The 18848-nt window shown below is 58.3% G+C and carries 18 protein-coding genes; 12 read left to right on the forward strand and 6 right to left on the reverse strand.

Going from position 1 to position 18848, the window contains the following annotated elements:
- The 5 genes from MWU53_RS03445 to gabT all read right to left on the reverse strand — a co-directional run.
- The coding region (locus tag MWU53_RS03445) for an electron transfer flavoprotein subunit beta/FixA family protein (protein WP_247090552.1) at window positions 1-424 on the reverse strand (424 nt) is incomplete at its 3' end.
- A 20-nt stretch (window positions 425-444) separates the two neighbouring features.
- Window positions 445-1320 (reverse strand): 3-hydroxybutyryl-CoA dehydrogenase, encoded by an 876-nt coding sequence (locus tag MWU53_RS03450; protein ID WP_247090555.1) that lies wholly within the window; start codon window positions 1318-1320, stop codon window positions 445-447.
- A 4-nt stretch (window positions 1321-1324) separates the two neighbouring features.
- Window positions 1325-2755 (reverse strand): aldehyde dehydrogenase family protein, encoded by a 1431-nt coding sequence (locus MWU53_RS03455; protein ID WP_247090557.1) that lies wholly within the window; start codon window positions 2753-2755, stop codon window positions 1325-1327.
- 144 nt (window positions 2756-2899) lie between these two features.
- Complete coding sequence (locus MWU53_RS03460) at window positions 2900-4114, reverse strand: acyl-CoA dehydrogenase (RefSeq protein WP_247090559.1); 1215 nt, start codon at window positions 4112-4114, stop codon at window positions 2900-2902.
- Window positions 4115-4126: 12 nt separating this feature from the next.
- Window positions 4127-5431 (reverse strand): 4-aminobutyrate--2-oxoglutarate transaminase, encoded by a 1305-nt coding sequence (gene gabT, locus MWU53_RS03465; protein WP_247090561.1) that lies wholly within the window; start codon window positions 5429-5431, stop codon window positions 4127-4129.
- A 158-nt stretch (window positions 5432-5589) separates the two neighbouring features.
- Here gabT and MWU53_RS03470 point away from each other — a divergent pair, with 158 nt between their 5' ends.
- Both MWU53_RS03470 and MWU53_RS03475 read left to right on the forward strand, forming a co-directional pair.
- Window positions 5590-6171 carry a cupin domain-containing protein gene (locus MWU53_RS03470; protein ID WP_247090563.1) on the forward strand — a complete coding sequence of 194 codons (582 nt, stop codon included), beginning with the start codon at window positions 5590-5592 and terminating at the stop codon, window positions 6169-6171.
- Between the two features lie 9 nt (window positions 6172-6180).
- Entirely contained in the window at window positions 6181-7287 is a 1107-nt protein-coding gene (locus tag MWU53_RS03475) for a CaiB/BaiF CoA-transferase family protein (RefSeq protein ID WP_247090565.1), read from the forward strand.
- Window positions 7288-7477: 190 nt separating this feature from the next.
- Here the strand turns inward: MWU53_RS03475 and MWU53_RS03480 are convergent, their stop codons facing one another.
- Window positions 7478-7864, reverse strand: coding sequence for a TRAP transporter large permease subunit (locus MWU53_RS03480; RefSeq protein WP_348647020.1), 387 nt, complete (start codon window positions 7862-7864; stop codon window positions 7478-7480).
- 101 nt (window positions 7865-7965) lie between these two features.
- Here MWU53_RS03480 and MWU53_RS03485 point away from each other — a divergent pair, with 101 nt between their 5' ends.
- The 10 genes from MWU53_RS03485 to nosZ all read left to right on the forward strand — a co-directional run bounded on the left by MWU53_RS03485 (window position 7966) and on the right by nosZ (window position 18845).
- Window positions 7966-8418, forward strand: coding sequence for a cytochrome c (locus MWU53_RS03485; protein WP_247090568.1), 453 nt, complete (start codon window positions 7966-7968; stop codon window positions 8416-8418).
- A gap of 21 nt (window positions 8419-8439) precedes the next feature.
- Complete coding sequence (locus MWU53_RS03490) at window positions 8440-9804, forward strand: cbb3-type cytochrome c oxidase subunit I (protein WP_247090570.1); 1365 nt, start codon at window positions 8440-8442, stop codon at window positions 9802-9804.
- Window position 9805: 1 nt separating this feature from the next.
- Complete coding sequence (locus MWU53_RS03495) at window positions 9806-10612, forward strand: CbbQ/NirQ/NorQ/GpvN family protein (protein WP_247090572.1); 807 nt, start codon at window positions 9806-9808, stop codon at window positions 10610-10612.
- Between the two features lie 79 nt (window positions 10613-10691).
- Window positions 10692-12635 (forward strand): nitric oxide reductase D protein, encoded by a 1944-nt coding sequence (locus MWU53_RS03500; RefSeq protein WP_247090574.1) that lies wholly within the window; start codon window positions 10692-10694, stop codon window positions 12633-12635.
- Complete coding sequence (locus MWU53_RS03505; RefSeq protein WP_247090577.1) at window positions 12632-13168, forward strand: cytochrome c oxidase subunit 3; 537 nt, start codon at window positions 12632-12634, stop codon at window positions 13166-13168. Before MWU53_RS03500 ends, MWU53_RS03505 begins: the two co-directional genes overlap by 4 nt.
- Window positions 13168-13431 carry a hypothetical protein gene (locus MWU53_RS03510; RefSeq protein WP_247090579.1) on the forward strand — a complete coding sequence of 88 codons (264 nt, stop codon included), beginning with the start codon at window positions 13168-13170 and terminating at the stop codon, window positions 13429-13431. Before MWU53_RS03505 ends, MWU53_RS03510 begins: the two co-directional genes overlap by 1 nt.
- 75 nt (window positions 13432-13506) lie before the next feature.
- Entirely contained in the window at window positions 13507-13707 is a 201-nt protein-coding gene (locus MWU53_RS03515; RefSeq protein WP_247090580.1) for a hypothetical protein, read from the forward strand.
- A gap of 8 nt (window positions 13708-13715) precedes the next feature.
- The gene (locus MWU53_RS03520) at window positions 13716-13955 is read left to right on the forward strand and encodes a hypothetical protein (RefSeq protein WP_247090581.1); all 240 of its coding nucleotides are present in this window, start codon (window positions 13716-13718) and stop codon (window positions 13953-13955) included.
- A gap of 838 nt (window positions 13956-14793) precedes the next feature.
- On the forward strand, window positions 14794-16935 hold the full coding sequence (locus tag MWU53_RS03525) for a NosR/NirI family protein (protein WP_247091728.1): 2142 nt from the start codon (window positions 14794-14796) through the stop codon (window positions 16933-16935).
- Window positions 16932-18845 carry a TAT-dependent nitrous-oxide reductase gene (gene nosZ / locus MWU53_RS03530; RefSeq protein ID WP_247090582.1) on the forward strand — a complete coding sequence of 638 codons (1914 nt, stop codon included), beginning with the start codon at window positions 16932-16934 and terminating at the stop codon, window positions 18843-18845. The genes MWU53_RS03525 and nosZ overlap by 4 nt, the downstream gene beginning before the upstream one ends.
- Window positions 18846-18848: the final 3 nt, after the last annotated feature.

An 18848-nucleotide genomic window follows, 5' to 3' on the forward strand; every position in this document is an offset into this window, starting at 1 on the left:
ACCAGCCCAGAAGGGCCGACAACATCTGACCGGTGGCGTTCATGTCATTGTCGATGGCTTGCTTGCCCGCTAGAACGATGCCCGGCTGCTCTTCTTCAACAACTTTCGCCAGGATCTTGGCAACGGCCAGCGGCTCGATGTCTTGGTGTACATCGTCAGCGGCGTTCACCAGAATGGCGCGGTCTGCACCCATGGCCAAAGCCGTGCGCAGCGTTTCCTGAGCCTGCTTCACGCCAATGGACACGACGACAATCTCGTCCGCTTTGCCGGCTTCCTTCAGGCGGATGGCCTCTTCGACGGCAATCTCGTCAAAGGGGTTCATCGACATTTTTACGTTGGCAAGATCGACACCGCTGCCGTCCGCTTTCACACGAACCTTCACGTTGTAGTCGATCACGCGCTTCACAGGCACAAGCACCTTCATCAGCGGTATCTCCTTGTTTGTTACCTTGTGGGTTCGGGGGTATCCCCCCGATAATCATAGAAGCCCCGTCCGGCTTTGCGCCCGACCCAGCCTGCCTCGACATATTTCACCAACAGCGGGCAGGGGCGGTATTTGGTGTCCGCCAGCCCGTCGTACAGGACGTTCATGATCGCCAGACAGGTGTCGAGACCAATGAAATCGCCCAGCTCAAGCGGTCCCATCGGGTGATTGGCCCCCAATTTCATCGAGGCGTCGATCGAAGCAACTGATCCCACGCCCTCATAAAGCGCATAACAGGCTTCGTTGATCATTGGGATCAGGATGCGGTTCACGATGAAACCCGGATAATCCTCGGCGCTGGCCTCGGTTTTTCCCAAACGCTTCACCACGCCCAAAAGGGTCTGATAGGTCTCGTCCGAGGTGGCGATGCCGCGGATCAGTTCAACCAGTTGCATCAGGGGCACCGGGTTCATGAAGTGAAACCCCATGAAGCGTTCCGGGCGGTCGGTCTTGGCCGCAAGACGTGTGATCGACAGAGAGGACGTATTGGTGGTGAGGATCGTGTGGTCCCCCAGCGACGGCGCCAGACCCGCAAAGATCTGGTCCTTGATATCTTCCCGTTCTGTGGCGGCTTCGATCACCAGATCAGTGCCGCCGAGTGCGCCCAAATCTTGCGTTGTGCGAATATTGGCCAGTGCCTCTGCACGTGCGTCTTCGCTGAGCGCGCCTTTCGACACCTGACGCGCGGTGTTCTTTTCAATCCGCGCCACTGCGGCGGTCAAAGCATCTTCCGAAATGTCGTTCAGAAGAACCCTGTACCCGGCGGCGGCAAAGGTATGGGCGATCCCGTTGCCCATCTGACCCGCCCCGATCACGCCGACTGTCTGAATGGTCATGTGCTTACCCTGCGAAGCTATAGGCGGTTTTTACGGTGGTGTAGAACTCTGCCGCATAGCGCCCCTGTTCGCGCGAGCCATAGCTGGACCCTTTACGCCCGCCGAAGGGGACATGGTAGTCGACGCCAGCGGTGGGCAGGTTCACCATCACCATGCCAGCTTGCGACTTGCGCTTGAACTCGCGGGCGTATTTCAGATTGGATGTGCAGATGCCCGAAGACAGGCCGAACTCGGTGTCATTGGACACGGAAAGCGCCTCGTCGAAATCGGCGACCTTGATGATCGAGGCACAGGGGCCGAAAATCTCTTCTCGGCTGGATCGCATCTGATTGGTGGCTCCGACAAACAGGGCAGGGGCTTGGAAGAACCCTTCCGTGTCGCGGTTCAGACGGTCGCCGCCAATAACGTCGGCGCCCTCATTGCGGGCTAGGTCAACATAGCCGAGGTTGCCATTCAGTTGGTTTTCAGACACCACCGGCCCGATCTGCGTGGCTGCATCCAGCGGATTTCCCACGGTGAGCGCCTGCATCTCTCTCGAAAGCTGATCCACGAATGCGTCGTGAATACCTGCCTGAACAATAATCCGGCTGGAGGCCGTGCAGCGCTGGCCGGTCGAGAAGAAGGCGCCATTCAAAACGGTCGACACGGCGATATCCATGTCGGCGTCGTCCATGATCACCATCGGGTTCTTGCCACCCATTTCCATCTGCAACTTCTTCATGCCGCGCGCGGCGTCCATTGCCATTTTCCGTCCGACAGGCACCGAGCCGGTGAAGGTGATCGCATCCACGCCGGGATGGTCGACGATGGCCTGCCCAACAACAGAACCACGCCCCATGACAAGGTTGAACACACCGGCCGGAATGCCCGCCTTATGCAGGATCTCGGTCAGAACATGTGCCGAGCCGGGGGTCAGGTCAGCAGGTTTGAACACCACCGTGTTGCCGTAGGCTAGGGCAGGAGCGATTTTCCACGCGGGAATTGCGATGGGGAAGTTCCAAGGCGTGATCATGCCAACCACACCGACCGGTTCGCGCACCACGTCCACGTCCACATCCGGGCGGACCGAGGCAATTGCATCGCCTGCCACGCGGATCGCTTCACCGGCGAAGAACCGGAAGATCTGCGCTGCACGGGCGGTTTCCCCGATTGCTTCCGCCAAGGTTTTGCCTTCCTCGCGGGCCAGAATGGTGCCGATCTCTTCTTTGCAGGCGAAGATCTCGGAAGCGACGGCTTCAAGGATGTCCGACCGCAGTTGAGGCGACGCATTTGCCCATGCCGGCAAGGCCGCATTGGCCGCAGCCACCGCATCACTTACCTGTTCAACCGATGCATGGGCATACTCGCCGATCACATCCGACAGGTCTGCGGGGTTGAGGTTCGGGGCGGCATCCACGCCGTCCAGCCATTCACCGGCAATCAGGTTCTGCTTCATGGTGGCTCTCATTCTTCTGGTATTGGGGAGACCTCACATGAGGTCAGAAACCCGGGCAGCCAAAGCCCGAGTGGATCGAGATGGGATTTCATCAATCACCGGTCGCCGCGCGAGTGAGGCGACCGGTTTTCTTGTGCACTGGCGTTACGCGAACGCCTGCAGGCCGGTTTGCGCACGGCCCAGGATCAGGGCGTGCACGTCGTGGGTGCCTTCATAGGTGTTCACTGTTTCCAGATTCACCATGTGGCGGATCACGTGGAAGTCTTGGCTGATGCCGTTGCCGCCATGCATATCACGGGCGTGACGCGCGATTTCCAGTGCCTTGCCGCAGTTGTTGCGTTTGATCAGCGACACCATTTCGGGCGCGGCTTTGGCTTCGTCCATCAGGCGGCCGACGCGCAGCGCGGCTTGCAGGCCCAACGAGATCTCGGTCTGCATATTGGCGAGCTTCAGTTGGAACAGCTGCATTTGCGCCAACGGCTTGCCGAACTGCTTGCGGTCCAGACCGTATTGACGTGCGCCGTGCCAGCAGGCTTCGGCAGCACCCATTGCGCCCCATGCGATGCCGTAACGGGCACGGTTCAGACAGCCGAAGGGACCTTTCAGGCCTTCAATATCGGGCAGAAGCGCGTCTTCGCCGACTTCGACATTGCTCATCACGATCTCGCCGGTGATCGAGGCGCGCAGCGACTGTTTGCCTTCGATCTTCGGAGCGGTCAGACCTTTGGTGCCCTTGTCCAGCACGAAGCCCTTGATCTTGCCGTCATGGGCGTCGGATTTGGCCCAGACGACAAACACATCCGCGATCGGCGCGTTCGAGATCCACATTTTCGAGCCGTTCAGCACATAGCCGCCGTCGACCTTCTTGGCCGTGGTCTTCATGCTGCCGGGATCCGAGCCCGCATCGGGTTCGGTCAGACCGAAACAGCCGATCCATTCACCCGAGGCCAGTTTGGGCAGGTATTTCGCGCGCTGCTCTTCGGTGCCGTAGGCATAGATGGGGTACATCACCAGCGACGACTGAACCGACATCATCGAACGGTAACCACTGTCCACACGCTCGACTTCGCGTGCAACCAGACCATAGGTCACGTAACCCGCGCCAATACCGCCGAACTTCTCGGGGATGGTGGTGCCCAGAAGGCCCATTTCGCCCATTTCGCGGAAAATCTCCGGATCGGTCTCTTCCTTGGCAAAGGCTTCGGTCACACGCGGGAACAGCTTGTCTTCGGCATAAGCACGTGCGGCATCGCGCACCATGCGTTCGTCTTCGTTCAGCTGATCTTCCAGAAGGAAGGCGTCATCCCATGCAAAACCTGCAAGTTCGGGGCGGGATTGGGGGGAAAGATCTTTCGCCATATCTTTGTCTCCTTATTCCGCCGCGACGGCGGTTTTGCTAATAGCAGCCTCAATCGAGGCTTCAATGATGTCCAACGCCTCGTCGACCTGTTCGAACGGAACGGTCAGCGGCGGCAGAAGGCGTACGGCGTTGGCGCGCGTGCCGCATGGCAGGATGATCAGGCCACGTGCTTCGGCTTCGGCCACGATGGCTTGGGTCAGTGCGGGATCAGGGTTGTTGGTCTCGCGGTCCGTGACAAGCTCGAAGGCAATCATAGCACCAAGGCCGCGCACGTCACCAATCGCTTCCATGCCCTGACGATCTGCCAGCGTGTTCAAGCGCGCCTTGATCTTTTCACCAATTTCAGTGGCGCGCGCGCAGAGGTTTTCTTCCTCGATCACGTCAAACACGGCGTTGGCAGCCGCGACGGCCAGCGGGTTGCCGGCATAGGTGCCGCCAATGCCGCCCACGGGGGCTGCGTCAACGACTTCGGCCCGGCCAGTGACTGCCGAAAGCGGGAAGCCCCCTGCCAGACCTTTGGCCATGGTGACCAGATCTGCGGCAACACCTGCATGTTCAAATGCAAAGAGCTTGCCGGTACGAGCGATACCTGCCTGTACCTCATCCGCGATCAGGATGATGCCGTACTCGTCACAGATCTTGCGCAGCGCGCGCAGGAACTCGGGCTGAGCGATGTTGAAACCACCTTCGCCCTGTACGGGCTCGATGATCATCGCGGCGACGCGCTCGGGGTCGATCGAGCTTTTGAACATGTTGTCCAGCACGGCCAGCGACTGTTCGACAGTCACGCCGTGGAACTCGTTCGGGAAGGGGGCATGCAGCACTTCCGGCGGCATGGCGCCAAAGGCTTTCTTATAGGGGTTCACCTTGCCACACAGCGCCATGCCCATCAGGGTCCGACCGTGGAAAGCGCCCGAAAAGGCAATAACGCCCGAGCGACCGGTATAGGCGCGCGCCATCTTCACAGCATTCTCGACAGCCTCGGCGCCCGTGGTCACCATCATGGTCTTCTTGACGAAATCACCCGGTGTGGCGGCGTTCAGACGCTCGGCCAGCGCAATATAGCTTTCATAGGGCGCGACGTGGAAGCACGTGTGGGTGAAGGCTTCGGACTGCTTCGCAACAGCTTCCATCAGCTTGGGGTGGCGGTGGCCGGTGTTGTTCACGGCAATCCCTGCCGCAAAGTCGATAAAGCGCTTGCCATCTGCATCCCAGAGTTCTGCGTTTTCTGCGCGCACGGCATAGATGCCACGGGTCGCTACGCCATTTGCAACGGCAGCGGCGCGGCGGGTTTTAAGTGTCTCAGTGTTGCTCACCAGAGTCTCCTCCAACGTGATGGAATCGGATGTCGATTCACAAGTTCATTGATTCTGACATCATGTATTGCTCAATTTATTGAGCATTGCTAGAGGTAAGTTGGACAAACTTCGCTGAATCGCTCAATCTGAGTGAAAGCGATGAAAGGACCAAAACAATGACGGATGAATTTGACGTTGGCGCCCGTTTGAAGCAACTAAGGCTGCAGTTTAATATGTCTCAACGGCAGTTGGCCGAATCTGCGGGTGTGCCCCATGGGCAGATTTCGATGATCGAAACCAATCGGTCCAGCCCATCGGTCGCTAGCTTGCGCAAAATACTGGGCGGATTTGGCATTTCCATGTCCGAGTTCTTTGAGCCCGATGCGCCCACGTCGTCGCAGAACTTCTTTACCCCTGCGGAACTGCGCGATCTGACGTCTCTGCTGTATCAGGGTAATGACGCCGCGCAGAAGAAGATCACGCTGAAGCAGGTGGGGGATGCCAAATTGCACGGGTTGCAGATCCTGCATGAACGCTATGAGCCCGGCGCCGATACGGGTGAAACCATGATCGAACATGACGCCAATGAGGGCGGTATCGTCATCGAAGGTGAACTGGAGGTCACGGTCGGGCAAGAGACCCGCGTGCTGAAAGCCGGTGACGCCTATCTGTTTAATTCACGCGAACCGCACAGGTTTCGCAATATGTCTGACCGGGTGTGCAAGGTGATCTCTTCCTGCACCCCGCCCTATCTGTAAGGACCCAATATGACCCCTCTTGCTGGACTGAAAGTTGTTGAGCTGGCCCGCATCCTTGCTGGCCCCTGGATTGGCCAATCGCTTGCCGATCTTGGTGCCGAAGTGATCAAGGTGGAAAGCCCAGCGGGGGATGATACGCGCAAGTGGGGACCACCCTTCATTGAGCGGGACGGCGACAAATCAGCAGCTTATTATTACGCCGCAAACCGGGGCAAGGACTGCGTAACCTGTGATTTCCGCACGCCGGAAGGGCAGGAACAGGTGCGCGCGCTGATCAAGGATGCCGACATTCTGATCGAGAACTTCAAGGTCGGCGGATTGGCCAAGTACGGTCTGGATTATGACAGCTTGAAAGAGCTGAACCCACGTTTGATTTATTGCTCGATCACCGGATTCGGGCAGGACGGGCCTTATGCCAAGCGCGCGGGATATGATTTCTTGCTGCAAGGCATGTCCGGGTTGATGTCGATCACCGGCGAACCGGAGCGTCAGCCGCAAAAGGTCGGCGTGGCGGTTACCGATATCGTGACCGGGCTTTACGGTACCATCGGCGTACTGGCCGCGGTCGAGCAGCGTCATCGCACTGGCAAGGGGCAGCATATCGACATGTCTTTGCTGGACTGTGCAACGGCGATGCTGGCCAATCAGGCGATGAACTTTCTGGCGACCGGCGAAAGCCCTCAGCGGCGCGGCAACGCGCACCCGAATATTGCGCCTTATCAGGTGCTGCCCACAGCGGATGGTCATTTCATTCTGGCAGTTGGGAATGACGGGCAGTTTCAGCGCTTCTGCGACGTCATTGATCGACCGGACTTGCGCGATAACCCGGATTTCACGACCAACCAGTTGCGGGTGGAAAACCGGGATGTGCTGACGATCGAGATCGAGCAGGAAACGCAGAAGTGGCAGAAGGCCGATCTGCTGGAAGCGCTTGAAGGGGCGACCGTGCCTGCCGGGCCGATCAACTCGATCGGTGAGGCGTTTGATGATGCGCAGGTCAAACATCGCAACATGGAGATTTCACCTGAAGGCGTGCGCGGCGTGCGCGGACCTTGGGTGTTTTCAGATGCTGAGCTGGCACTGGACAAATCCGCGCCTGTGCTGCCGACCTCTTGAACCAAGAAAAACTGAACAGATGGGGGCCGGGTTTCTACCCGGCCTTTTTTGTGGCCGCTTCAAGCGGAGCGCTGCAGTCGATGGCGCATTCGGAAGAAAAAAAATGCCGCCCAAGAGGGGCGGCCAGTTACGGGAATTTTTGTGAAACACGCCAGACGCCGCCGAGAAGCGGCGTCTGATCGTTTCGCGTTTAGAACAGCAGGCTTGGTAGCCACAATGCGATCTGGGGGAATGCCACCACCAGCGCCAGACCAATGATCTGCAGCGCCACAAAGGGCAATGCCGCCTTGTAGATGTCCCCGATGGTGATCTCGGGTTGGGCCACGGAGCGCATGTAGAACAGGTTGTAGCCGAAAGGTGGCGTCAGATAGGCCGATTGCATCGACAGGATGAACAGCACGGCAAACCAAGTCGTGTCATAGCCAAGGTCGCGCACGATCGGCACAAACAGCGGCACGGTGATGAACACAATCGCGAAATCATCCAAAAACATGCCCAGCACAAAATAGTTGGCCAAAATGGCGATGATTACCCAGATCGGGGAACTACTCGTCGCCCCCCCCCGGCGTATCAGCACTTGCCAAACTCGTGTAAAATCCAACCTTCTTAACAATAGTCAAGCGGCCGGCGCGCGGGTTCGTCTATCCAGACAACTGGATAACTGAGCTGGAGGCCGAAATGCGAGAAGTCATGACCAAGACCATGGCACGCAATGTGTTCTATGGCGGCTCGCTGTTCTTCATTGTGGTCTTTTTGATCTTGTCGGCGCATTCGGTTCGCTATGTGGTGAGCCAGTCGACAGCAAACGCTCCACTGACGGACAGTGTCGCCCGTGGCAAACATGTGTGGGAAAAGAACGCCTGCATCAACTGCCACACACTGATGGGGGAAGGGGCTTACTTTGCCCCCGAGCTGCAAAACGTAATGACCCGTTGGGGCGTGCAAGACGAACCTGAAGACGCTTTCGAAGTGTTGAAAGGGTGGATGGAAGCACAGCCAACCGGCATCGAAGGGCGTCGTCAGATGCCGAATTTCAACCTGAGCGACGAAGATATTCGCGATCTGGCAGAGTTCTTCCGCTGGGTGAACACAATCGACGCGCAGGGCTGGCCACCGAACGAGGCGGGCTAAGGCCGGACGAGGAGACAAGACATGAAATACCAAACACAAAAAATTGCCTATTGGTACTTCCTGGCAGCAATGGCGATTTTCGCCGTTCAGGTGCTGGGTGGCCTTTTGGCTGGTTGGATCTATGTCAGCCCGAACTTCCTGTCCGAGCTGCTACCGTTCAACATCGTTCGCATGCTGCACACAAACTCTTTGATCGTGTGGCTGCTTCTAGGGTTCTTTGGCGCGGCGTACTTCCTTGTACCGGAAGAAGCCGAGCGTGAGATCCATTCACCCATGCTGGCGTACTTGCAGCTGATCATCCTGTTGGTTGGAACGCTGGGCGTGGTTGTGACCTATGTGTTCGACCTGTTCCCCGGCAACTGGTTCCTTGGAAAAGAGGGACGCGAGTTTATCGAGCAACCCGTCTGGGTGAAACTTGGCATCGTTGTTGCGGCGCTGATCTTCCTGTTCAACATCTCGATGACAGTTTTGAAAGGTCGTAAGACAGCGATCACGAACGTGCTGCTTCTGGGCCTTTGGGGGCTGGTGCTGCTGTTCCTGTTTGCCTTCTACAACCCATCGAACCTTGCGCTTGATAAAATGTTCTGGTGGTACATCGTCCACCTGTGGGTCGAAGGCACTTGGGAGCTGGTTATGGCATCCATTCTTGCCTACCTGCTGTTGAAACTGACCGGCGTGGACCGTGAGGTCATTGAAAAATGGCTCTATATCATCGTCGCCACCGCGCTATTCTCGGGCATTCTGGGTACGGGCCACCACTATTACTGGATCGGTTTGCCGGGCTACTGGCAGTGGATCGGGTCAATCTTCTCGTCTCTGGAAGTCATTCCGTTCTTTGCGATGATGAGCTTCAGCTTCGTGATGGTGTGGAAGGGCAAGCGCGACCACCCGAACAAAGCGGCCTTGCTTTGGGCGCTGGGTGCCGCAACTGTCGCCTTCTTTGGCGCGGGCGTCTGGGGATTCCTGCACACACTGCATGGCGTGAACTATTATACCCACGGCACGCAGATCACCGCGGCCCACGGTCACCTTGCCTTCTACGGGGCGTATGTGTCGGTGAATCTGGCGATCATCACCTATGCCATGCCGATCCTGACGGGCCGCGACCCGTATAACCAGGTTCTCAACATGGTCAGTTTCTGGCTGATGACCGGCGGTATGGCGTTCATGACATTCGTCCTGACCTTTGCGGGGACCGTTCAGACCCATATGCAACGTGTGCTGGGTGAGAACTTCATGGACATTCAGGAAGGCTTGAACATCTTCTACCTGATGCGCTGGGGCTCTGGCCTGTGCGTCGTCCTTGGTGCCATCCTGTTCATCTACGCCCAGCTTGCCCCACGTCGCGAAGTGATTGCGCGTGGCGCTGAAAGCGAAGGTGCCTGATATGGCTGCCGTGGAAAAAACGACGGAGGGGGCTGGCGCCCCCTTCTACGCCCCCGTCGCCGACGAATGCGACATCTTCGAAGCCGCCGAACGCCATGGGCTGCCGCTGCTTTTGAAAGGTCCGACCGGGTGCGGTAAGACCCGTTTCGTCGCGCATATGGCCGCCCGATTGGGACGCCCACTTTACACGGTCGCGTGCCACGATGACCTGTCGGCCGCTGACCTGGTCGGTCGTTACCTACTGAAGGGTGGCGAAACCGTCTGGGTGGATGGTCCTCTGACACGTGCTGTGCGCGAAGGGGCGATTTGTTATCTGGATGAAGTGGTTGAAGCGCGCAAAGACGTGACCGTCGTTTTGCACCCATTGACCGATGATCGTCGCATCCTGCCGCTCGACAAAACCGGCGAAGAGATCGAGGCCGCCCCGGGCTTCATGCTCGTCGCATCCTACAATCCGGGATATCAAAACATCCTGAAAACCCTGAAGCCTTCAACCCGCCAGCGCTTCCTGTCGATCGACTTCGATTTCCCTTCCCGCGACCGTGAAATCGAGATTGTGACGCGCGAAAGCGGGCTGGATGTCAGTCGGGCGACGTCCCTCGTCCGACTGGCAAACAAACTGCGCGGCCTGAAAGGGCAAGATCTGGAAGAAGGCGTGTCGACCCGTCTTGTGATCTATTGCGCCACGCTGATCGAAGACGGCATGTCCGTAGACCGCGCCATCCGCACCGCGATGATCGAGCCTTTGTCCGACGATGAAGACGTCAAGCGGGGTCTGATGGACCTTGTCACCGCGATCTATGGCTAACGCCTTGTTGCGACCGGCTAACGGGTCGGTCGCAACACCTATTCAACTCTGGACTCAAGCCTGACACCCGAGGTTCCCCATGTCCGAACGTGTTTTCGACCCATTCGAGCCCGAAGAAACTGTTGGCAAAATCTGGCACAAATACGCCAGCGGTCTTGATGCGCGTGGTACGCACGAAGAAACTGCTGTGTCGCTCGAGGATGTATCGGGGCGTCTGGGGGTCTTTTTCCGAGGGCTTGGCGGGTCTCATGCCGCCGAGATCAAGCCGGCGACGCTGCAAGTCTCGAACCACCGTCTGTCCTTCCGACGTGCCTTGGGCACGTGGCGCGACCGCGAAGCACGGCCAAGCTTTGATGGCGAAGCGCTGCGCTTGCCCGAAAAGATTGCCGAATTCCCCGCGCGGGAAGCCAATGCGGCGCTCTATTTCTGGCTTGTCGCCTCGGTTGCTCATGCGTCCGAACCTGTGATCGACCAAGATCCATTGCGCGCTGATCTGCGTGCGTTGCAGGCGTCGATCGCCATGACACAGGCAACGTTGATGGACTGCCCCGGCTTGCGCGGGTTCTATGAAACCCTTGTCGGGGCGTGTCGGGCAACCCGGCCTGATGCGACACTGCCGAAATATGAAGCCGCAATCGAGGCAGCGATTGACCACTTGTTGGGCGGGCCGGAACCCAAGGGCAAACTTGAAGGTCAGCTTGTCGCCCTGATCCGCACCCCGGATGCGGATTTGGATCATTTGCACGCCCCAAACGGCTATCGTCCGTTTCGTCCCGTGCCAATGTGGCCCGATCTGCGACCGATGGCGAAACGTGCAGCTGCAGATCGTTTGCCGGAAAGCGAAGAACAAGGGCAGGGACCGGGGGACGAGGCCGAAGGGACCAAACGCGCCCGTCGCTCGGACAGTGATCTGGCTGAACGGCGCGACAGTCTGATCCTGCACAAGTTCGAGGCGATCTTCAGTTGGGTTGAAAGCCTGAACATGAACCGTCGCGTTGAAGATGATGATGAAGACAACGCCCGCCGCGCTGCCGACGATCAGGACGAACTGGCGCTGGGGCAGGTGTCCAAAAAGACCGCCACGCGCTTGAAGTTCCACCTTGATTTGTCACCCGAAGATGCTGAACGGGAACGACTGGCAGGCAAGTACCTCTATCCCGAATGGGACCACCGGAAGAGGGCCTATATCCCCGCTCATGCGCGTGTCTTGGCCAGCGTGGCGGACGAGGCTGAGGCTTTGGAGCATGACCCCGCCACAGAACGCCGCATTCGCGCGGTGAAGCGCCAGTTCGAAGCCCTGCGCCCCAAACGTGTGATCCTGCCGCGCCAAATGGATGGCGACGAACTTGACCTCGAGGCTGCCATCGCAGCGCAGGTCGAGCTGAAGGCCACAGGTCGCTCCAGTGACCGCGTGTATCGCGCGGCCCGTGTGATGGAGCGGGATTTGGCGATCTCGGTTCTGATGGACATCTCGCGATCAACAGAAGCCTCGATCGGTGATCGCAATGTGATTGATGTCGAGCGCGAGGCTCTGACCGCTTTGTCGTGGGGGCTTAATGCGTGTGGGGATGATTTCGCGATCCATGCGTTTTCATCCCTGAAACGCGACCGCGTGTTTGTGCAGGAATGTAAAGGCTTCGACGAGAAAATGGGTCCGCGGGTCGAGGCGCGGATCGGAGGGCTGACGCCCGCGTTCTACACGCGGCTTGGGGCTGCAATACGTCACATGACAGCCGAGCTGGATGCGCGCCCCAACACCCGCCGTTTGCTGCTGGTGATCACCGATGGCAAGCCCAATGATCTTGACCACTACGAAGGACGGCATGGGATCGAAGACAGCCGCATGGCTGTGCGCGAAGCCAGCCGAAAAGGGCATGCGGTGCATGGCGTTGTGGTGGATCAGAAAGGGCAGGGCTGGGTGCAACGTATCTTTGGCACGGATGGGTTTTCGATCGTGCCAGACCCCACAAAGCTCACGGCCGCCTTGCCCGAGATTTATCGCCAGATCACGGGTGGCGCATGAGCGATCAGACGTCTGTTCTGGACGAGCTGCCCGGGGATCTGATGATCTGGGTGCTGATCGTGTCCGAGCTTTTGGTGTTCGGCGCAGGGCTTTTGGCCTTTCTGGGGATGCGGGCGATGGACCCGGTGGGGTTTGCCGCGGATCAGGCGCATCTCGATCGGGTCGCAGGGGGCGTAAACACAATCGTTCTGGTGACAAGCGGCTATTGCGCGGCGCGCGCCGTTCAGTCCGCGCTTCACATGCGTGCTTGGCTGTCCGGTGCGATGGCGCTTGGCGTCGTTTTCCTGATCGTCAAATGGATCGAATACGCTGAAAAAGCGCGTCATGGGATCGGGATCGAGACCAGCGACTTCTTCACCTTCTACTATCTTCTGACCGGGTTTCATGCGCTCCATGTCGTGGCGGGGCTTGTGATCTTTGCACTGCTGATGCGCTGGGGGACACCGCGCAATCTGGAAGCAGGCGCCGCCTTTTGGCACATGGTTGACTTGGTCTGGGTGCTGCTCTTCCCGATCATCTATCTGGTGCACTGATGACGACACATATCCTGACGCGCGCCGCAATTCTTCTGGTTAGCCTAAGTCTGGCCACGACCGTTTTCGCGGGCGTGTTGCCCGAAGCTGGCTCCGGTTTTGTTCTAACCGTCCTTGCGCTGTCGGGTCTGAAAGCCCGCGTGATCCTGTCGGATTATCTGGGCCTGCGTGCGGCGCCCAGTTTTCGCGGCGGGTTCACGGCGTTCCTGATCGGTTTTTTGGGGTTGGCGGCGCTGATCTATGCGGTGCCGATGGCGATGTAGTGTGCTTGACGATGATCAAGTCATGCTTGGATTTAACTTGTTACTCTTGAGGCTGAATTTGACAGGAGTCACATGATGAACGCTCTGAAATTGGCCGTTTGGGTCATGGTCGTGGCCACGCCGGTGATGGCGCACCACGACAAAACTCCGCTGCGCGAGGCTGTTGTCGATGGGCATTCCCATGATGTCGGAGGCGCGACCTTTTGGCTGGCAGGTGCTGCGATCGCCATGATCATTGCGCTTATCGCCGTGCAGAAGTCGGTTTTTCGAAAGTGACGGATGATTTGCCTGACAGATCGGGTCGTTGGCCGGTTTGGCTGCTGGCCGTTGTGCTTTACCCGCTTGCAGCAGGCGCGGCTGCCGTAAATCTGTTTTTCTTTACCCTAATGACCCAGGCGATCGGGCTTAGCGTGCTGACACCGGTGCAGTCCATCTTTGGGGGCGTTGTCCTCGGTGTGCCTTTTGCTTGGGTTGCCGGGAAATGGATGCGCGGATTGATCGACAAGGCAGAAGACGAAGTCTGACGGGCAAGTGGCGATGTTTCGCGCCTGCCGTAGTGATGGTTTTCGAGATTGCCAATCCTGTTGTCGCCCCATGTAGGGATCTGGTCAATCGGTCGGAAATAATGGTTACTTCTCAAGACACTCGTGGAGACGACCGGGCTCGTTATCCGATGTTCTTGGCGCTTCCAGACTTGGCTGACAACCTCATCGCTCGATAGTGATCTTTAGGACGATGCGGTTGACTTTCGTCAAGGAGATGCCCCCGGACTCACCTCATTGTCTCATGGAACCATCAACAGGGGCCATGGATGTATTTCCGCAGGCATAGGATTGAACTGAACATGTCAGGCAACCAGAAAGGTCGCCTGTCTGTTCGTGCATTCCTTTCGCTATTGGGCATGCTGGCACTGGTGATGCAGCCTTTCACTGCGTCTATTGGACATGCCAGCAATATGACGTGGATCGAGATCTGCGCCGACGGGGAAGGGGCCTATGTTCAAGTTGATCTGAGCAGCGGCGAATCCGAGCCTGTGAATGACCACAAATGCTGTGAAGATTGCACCAACTGCGCAACTTGCGCCTCTTCGATGACAGGGCTGTCTCACGGGCAAGCTGGTTGCAGTTTTGACCGGTCCGGTTTGGCCCAGACATCTGTCTTGCGCGCCCAAACCTCTGGTCTGGATCACGCACGCGGGTGGCCGGAAACCCGTGGACCCCCAGCCGTGAACTCAGAAAAAACGTACTGCGCCGTGCGCGGCGCATTCACAGCAATCCCCCATCTAAAAGGAGGTGCGCTGTGAGTATCAAGCGCGCAATCAATTCTTGGCTCTGTGCCCTTGTCCTGATCCTGTCCGGGGTCATGACCGATACGGCAAAGGCGGACAGCCTTGCCAATTTCCTGCCAGACCTGACGCCTGCTGATTTGGCACCCGGCGCTGACGCGTTCGGTCCGATCCGCGAAGATGTGCCAGTCGCCCCGATCCTGCAAGGCGGCGAGGTGATCGCCTACGCCTTCCTAACCTCAGATTTTGTGGGTACGACGGGGTATTCAGGCAAACCTATTCAAGTCGTTGCCGCTATTGATCTAGATGCGGTGTTGGCCGGTGTTAAACTTGTCAAACACTCGGAACCCATTGTTCTGATTGGAATTCCAAACTCAAAAATGGTCAAGTTGACCGAAGGCTACAAGGGTCTGGACCTGAAAGCCGAGGCCGCTTCGGGCGGCGACGCCCATGACCTTGATATTATCTCGGGTGCGACGGTCACCATCATGGTGATTGACGACAGCCTTGTACGCGGCGGCATCAAAGTGGCGCGTGCATTGGGGCTGGGCGGCCTTTCCCCCGCGACACCCGATGGGCCGCGGCGCGAGATTGATATGGCCAAGACCGAGCTGTCTGACTGGACCACCCTGTCTGGCGACGGATCAGTACGCCGCCTGACCCTGGATATCGGCCAGATCAACGCGGCCTTTGAAGCCACTGGTGATCCCAAAGCCATTGCCCGCCCTGAACGCGGCGCCCCCGAGGACACGTTCATCGACATGCATCTAGCGGTCGTGTCCGTGCCCTCCATCGGACGGACGCTGCTGGGGGATGCGGAATACGCAAACCTTACCGAGTGGCTGGACGAGGGTGAGCACGCGCTTCTGATGCTGGGACGCGGGGCCTATAGCTTCAAAGGATCTGGCTATGTCCGCGGGGGGATTTTTGACCGGATCCAGATGATCCAGGGCGATAATTCGGTCCGCTTCTTCGACAAGCAGCAGCGTCGTCTTGGCGCGCTGGCAACGGATGACAGCCCCAGTTTCACCGAACTGGATATCTTCAAAATCCCCGCAGACGCCGAGTTTGACCCGGCCGAGCCGTTCCGTGTTCAACTTCTGGCGCAACGCTCGATCGGGGCGCTTGAGCGGACCTTCCTGACCTTTGATCTGGGCTACAAACTGCCCGAGCGCTTCCTGTTGCCGGCCGTTGCCGCTGCACCCATTGTGGATGACGCGGAAGCCGAAGCCGCTGCCAAATCCGCACTGTGGAAACGCATCTGGAAAGACAAAACGGTCGAGATCGGCATCCTTGGCGCGATGCTTCTGGTGCTGACAGGCGCATTCTTTTTTCAGTTCCACGCGACCCGCAATGCGCGCGCCTTCTATTGGTTCCGAATTGGGTATCTCACCTTCACGCTGGTCTTCCTTGGCTGGTATGCGAACGCGCAACTGTCCATCGTGAACCTGATGGCACTGACCGGTAGCCTGCGGTCTGGCTTTACATGGGATGCCTTCCTGATGGACCCGCTGGTCTTCATCCAGTGGTTCGCCGTGGCTGCTGCGCTGATCTTCTGGGGCCGCGGTGCCTATTGTGGTTGGCTGTGCCCCTTCGGTGCGCTGCAAGAGCTGCTGAACAAAGCCGCACAAGCACTGAAGATCCCGCAATGGACTCTGCCGTGGGGCCTGCACGAGCGTCTGTGGCCGATCAAATACATGATCTTCTTTGGGCTCTTTGGTCTGTCCATGGTCTCGATCCCCTTGGCCGAAACCTATGCCGAGGTAGAGCCCTTCAAGACCGCGATCATCCTGAAGTTCGTGCGCGAGTGGCCCTTCGTGGTCTTTGCCGTCCTGCTTCTGATCGCTGGCTTGTTCGTCGAGCGCTTCTATTGCCGCTATCTTTGCCCGCTGGGCGGAGCGCTGGCAATTCCCGCCCGCATCCGCATGTTTGACTGGCTGAAACGCTATCACGACTGCGGCCATCCCTGTCAGATCTGTCGCAATGAATGCCCCGTTCAGGCCATCCACCCGACAGGCGAAATTAATCCCAACGAGTGTGTCGACTGCCTGCATTGCCAGGTTCTGTATCAGTCGACCGATAAATGTCCGGTTGTCATCCGCACGCTGAAGCGGCGGGCCAAGACCGGCGTGGCGGATCTGAATATTCCGTCAAAGAAACCACCGGCGAACCATCCGAACGCCAAAAGAACGTCAGCTCCTAAGGAGGACTTAAAATGACTGACACGAACGACAAACTCTCCATGACCCGCCGCGGCATGCTGGGGGCCACCGCCACGGGCGCGGTCTTCGCAGGGACCGGACTGGGCGCAACCCTGATGACCGCGAAAGAGGCAAGCGCCGCAGCGAATGCCAGCTTGGCACCCGGCGAGTTGGACGAATACTACGGCTTCTGGTCTTCGGGCCAAACCGGCGAACTGCGCGTGCTGGGCGTGCCGTCGATGCGTGAACTTATGCGCGTGCCCGTGTTCAACCGCTGCTCGGCCACTGGCTGGGGACAGACCAATGAATCGCTGAAGGTTCTAACCGAAGGCCTGCTGCCGGAAACCAAGCAGTTCCTGGCATCGAATGGCAAGGTCACGTATGACAACGGCGACCTGCACCACCCGCACATGTCCTTCACCGATGGCACCTATGACGGCCGCTATCTGTTCATGAACGACAAGGCCAACACCCGCGTGGCCCGTGTGCGTTGCGACGTGATGAAATGCGACAAGATCATCGAGATCCCGAACGCACATGACATCCATGGCCTGCGCCCGCAAAAATTCCCGCGCACCGGTTACGTTTTCGCCAATGGCGAGCACGAAGCACCGTTGGTCAACGACGGCAAGATCCTCGACAAGCCCGAGGAATACGTCAACATCTTCACCGCCATCGACGGTGACACGATGGAGATCGCATGGCAGGTGATCGTGTCGGGTAACCTCGATAACACCGACTGTGACTATCAGGGCAAATACGCCTTCTCGACCTCGTACAACTCGGAAATGGGGATGACCCTGCCCGAGATGACCGAGAACGAACTGGACCACGTGGTCGTGTTCAACATCAAAGAGATCGAAGCAGGCATCGCCGCAGGTGATTATCAGGAACTGAAAGGTGTGAAAGTGATTGATGGCCGTAAAGGTCAAAACAAGAACTACACACGCTACATCCCGATCCCGAACTCGCCCCACGGCGTGAACGCGGCGCCTGACAAGAAGCACATCATGATCAACGGCAAGCTGTCGCCGACCGTTTCGGTGATTGATGTCGAGAAAGTCGACGCGGTATTTGCCGGTGCCGACGAACGCAGCTGCGTTGTGGCCGAGCCTGAACTGGGCCTTGGGCCGCTACACACCGCCTTTGACGGTCGCGGCAACGCCTACACCACGCTGTTCCTGGACAGCCAGGTGGTGAAGTGGAACATCGAAGACGCGATCAAAGCCTATGCAGGTGAAGACGTTGATCCGATCCGCGACAAGGTGGACGTGCACTATCAGCCGGGCCACAACTCGACCTCGATGGGTGAAACCGCTGAAGCTGATGGCAAGTGGCTGATTTCGATGAACAAGTTCTCGAAAGACCGCTTCCTAAACGTGGGTCCGTTGAAGCCGGAAAACGAGCAGTTGATCGACATTTCGGGCGACAAGATGAAGGTGGTCCATGATGGCCCGACCTTCGCCGAGCCGCACGATTCGATCCTTGTTCACCGCTCGAAAGTGAACCCGGTCAATGTCTGGGATCGCAACGACCCGATGTGGGAAGACGCCCGCAAACAGGCCGAAGCCGATGGCGTCAACCTGGAAGACGGCCATGATGAAGTGATCCGTGACAAGGACGATCCGACCAAGGTACGTGTCTACATGTACTCAGTCGCTCCGACCTTCAGCCTCGAGAAGTTCACGGTCAAACAGGGTGACGAGGTGACGATCTATGTGACCAACCTGGATGACGTGGATGACGTGACCCACGGGCTGTGCATGGCCAACTTCGGCGTCGCCATGGAAGTCGCACCGCAGGCAACTGCGTCGGTGACCTTCGTTGCTGACCGTCCTGGTGTACACTGGTTCTATTGCCAGTGGTTCTGCCACGCGCTTCACATGGAGATGCGCGGCCGGATGTTCGTTGAACCGAAGGATGCGTAACTG

It is taken from the genome of Aliiroseovarius sp. S1123 (assembly GCF_023015885.1).
Taxonomy (GTDB): Bacteria; Pseudomonadota; Alphaproteobacteria; order Rhodobacterales; family Rhodobacteraceae; genus Aliiroseovarius.